We start from the raw sequence: 1882 nt of genomic DNA, 5'->3' as shown, positions 1-1882 counted from the left end.
GCGACGGCGAGCGAGCCCGCGAGCGGCTTGCGGGCGATACGGCGGCGGTCGCGGCGACGGTGCGAAGTGGTGCGTCTTGCGTTGGTCATGCCCCCAAGTCGCCGCCCGCACCAGGGAGGTTGCCGCGCTGCCGGGCGCAATGTTCCGGAGCCGTCCGGAGATGAGACCGGCTCCACAGCCCGGGCCGGCCGATCCTGGTACGTTGGATGGATTCCTGGGTATCAGACCCTTTGGACTCATCTCCGGCGAGGGACCGAGGAACCATGACCATGGACCCCGGCGACAAGCGACTGGCGGCTGCCGTCGTGATGGACGACGACGGGCGCGTGCTTCTGGTGCGCCGCAGCGCGACTGAGCGGTTCCTGCCACGGGTGTGGGGCGTTCCGTGCGGGAAGCTGGAGCCGGACGAGCACCCCGAGGACGGTGCCCTGCGCGAGCTGAAGGAAGAGACCGGACTCCTCGGCGAGATCGTCCGCAAGATCGGCGAGTCGTCCTTCGTCAGCGAGTACCGGGGCCGCGAGACCAAGAACTGGCAGGACAACTTCCTGGTCAGGCCACTGTCCCTGCAGATCACCCTCCCCGAGCCCGACCAGACGTACCGCTGGCTCAGGCCGTCCGAGCTGGCCGATTCCGGCCTCGACATCGACGCGTACAACCTGGACGTCGTACGACAGGCCCTCACGGACTTCTGAAGACTCCGCCAGACCCTCACGAACTTCTGAGCGACTCCGCCAGACCGCTCAACGCGCCCAGATAGTCCTTCACATCGAGCGGCACCTTCGCCACCGCGCCCGGATGCGGGCCCGCGGCCGTGAACACGTCGGTGTGGCGCCGCCGTTCGGCCCCCGTCTCCAGGAACAGCGTCACGGTCGGTACGTCCGCGTCGCACCAGGCCCGGTGCAGGGTGTTCGCCGGCAGGGCGTAGGCACTGCCCGCCGCGTACTGCCCCACATGCGTCAGCCGCAGCCGCGCCGGTCCCGTGTGCCGCAGCGTCCAGTCGGCGCTGCGCTCGGCGAGGGACTCCTCGTACCGGTCCGCCGTGATCCCGCCGTCGCCCCGCGCCTCGTACAGCTCCATCGCGAGCCGCCCCCGGACCACGTAAGAGGCAAGCGGGGAACGGTGGTTGTGGATGTCCTCGGTGCCGATCGCCGCCGTGTCGGGATGCCACAGGTGCGCGCGCAGCATGTGGCGGGGGCCGCCGTCGATCAGCAACAGCTTGTCGAAACCCAGGACATGACGGTACGACAGCCCGGCGCAGTGCTCGGGATCGCCCTCGCCGGAGGCGAGTTCGGCCACCAGCTCCAACAGCCGCTCGGGAGAACCCAGTTCGGCGATGACGGCACGGGCCGCGGTCACCGTCCCGTCGTCGGACAGTTCGCCGTCCAGCGCCTCGGTCAGCAGCCGTCGCGCCGCCAGGATCTGCCGACCACCCATGCACTCACTCCCCAACTCGCCCTCACACCAGCCTCGTTCGAGTATCCGGCTGATACATCCATACGGCATGTGCGCGCAGCGCCGAAAGCCCCTGATAGGTCATCCAGATCGGCTGGCGCAGTTCCTCCGTCGTCGTGAACATGGACCCGTCCCGGCTCCACGACCAGATCCCGTCGGTCTGCGCCGCCCACACCGCGCCCGCCGCTCCGTTCAGCCGGTCCTGCCAGGCCTCCTCCAGGCCGTCCTGCCGTGCGATCTCCTGGGCGCCCGGGGTGAGCAGGGCGCGCACGATCCAGGACGCGGTGAAGTGCCGTACGTTCAGCACCTCGTGGTGCGAGGAGTCGTCCGGGTGGCGGCGGCGCACCTCCTCACGCAGGTTCGCGAGATCGGCGCAGGCGTCGTGCGCGGTCGCCGGGCAGGCCAGCAGCCAGCGCACCCCGTCCTCGCG

At 70.0% G+C, this 1882-nt stretch carries 2 protein-coding genes and 1 pseudogene; 1 reads left to right on the top strand and 2 read right to left on the bottom strand.

The window, feature by feature from the left end; all coding sequences use genetic code 11:
* Positions 1-269: 269 nt before the first annotated feature.
* On the top strand, positions 270-692 hold the full coding sequence (locus tag R6V09_RS52155; RefSeq protein WP_317888404.1) for an NUDIX hydrolase: 423 nt from the start codon (positions 270-272) through the stop codon (positions 690-692).
* 16 nt (positions 693-708) lie between these two features.
* Here the strand turns inward: R6V09_RS52155 and R6V09_RS52150 are convergent, their stop codons facing one another.
* Together R6V09_RS52150 and R6V09_RS52145 are read right to left on the bottom strand one after the other, a co-directional pair.
* The gene (locus R6V09_RS52150; RefSeq protein WP_317888403.1) at positions 709-1434 is read right to left on the bottom strand and encodes a hypothetical protein; all 726 of its coding nucleotides are present in this window, start codon (positions 1432-1434) and stop codon (positions 709-711) included.
* Between the two features lie 22 nt (positions 1435-1456).
* Positions 1457-1882, bottom strand: a pseudogene (locus R6V09_RS52145) (hypothetical protein); the annotation flags it as partial.

The sequence above is a fragment of the Streptomyces sp. W16 genome, assembly GCF_033194735.1.
GTDB lineage: Bacteria > Actinomycetota > Actinomycetes > Streptomycetales > Streptomycetaceae > Streptomyces.
The sequence above is the reverse complement of the archived record's forward strand: the minus strand, read 5'-3'. Positions and strand labels throughout refer to the sequence as shown.

Bases quoted from the DNA above. Each gene is read 5' to 3' on its own strand.
- R6V09_RS52155 (WP_317888404.1), top strand. From the start codon at position 270: ATGGACCCCGGCGACAAGCGACTGGCGGCTGCCGTCGTGATGGACGAC.
- R6V09_RS52150 (WP_317888403.1), bottom strand. From the start codon at position 1,434: ATGGGTGGTCGGCAGATCCTGGCGGCGCGACGGCTGCTGACCGAGGCG.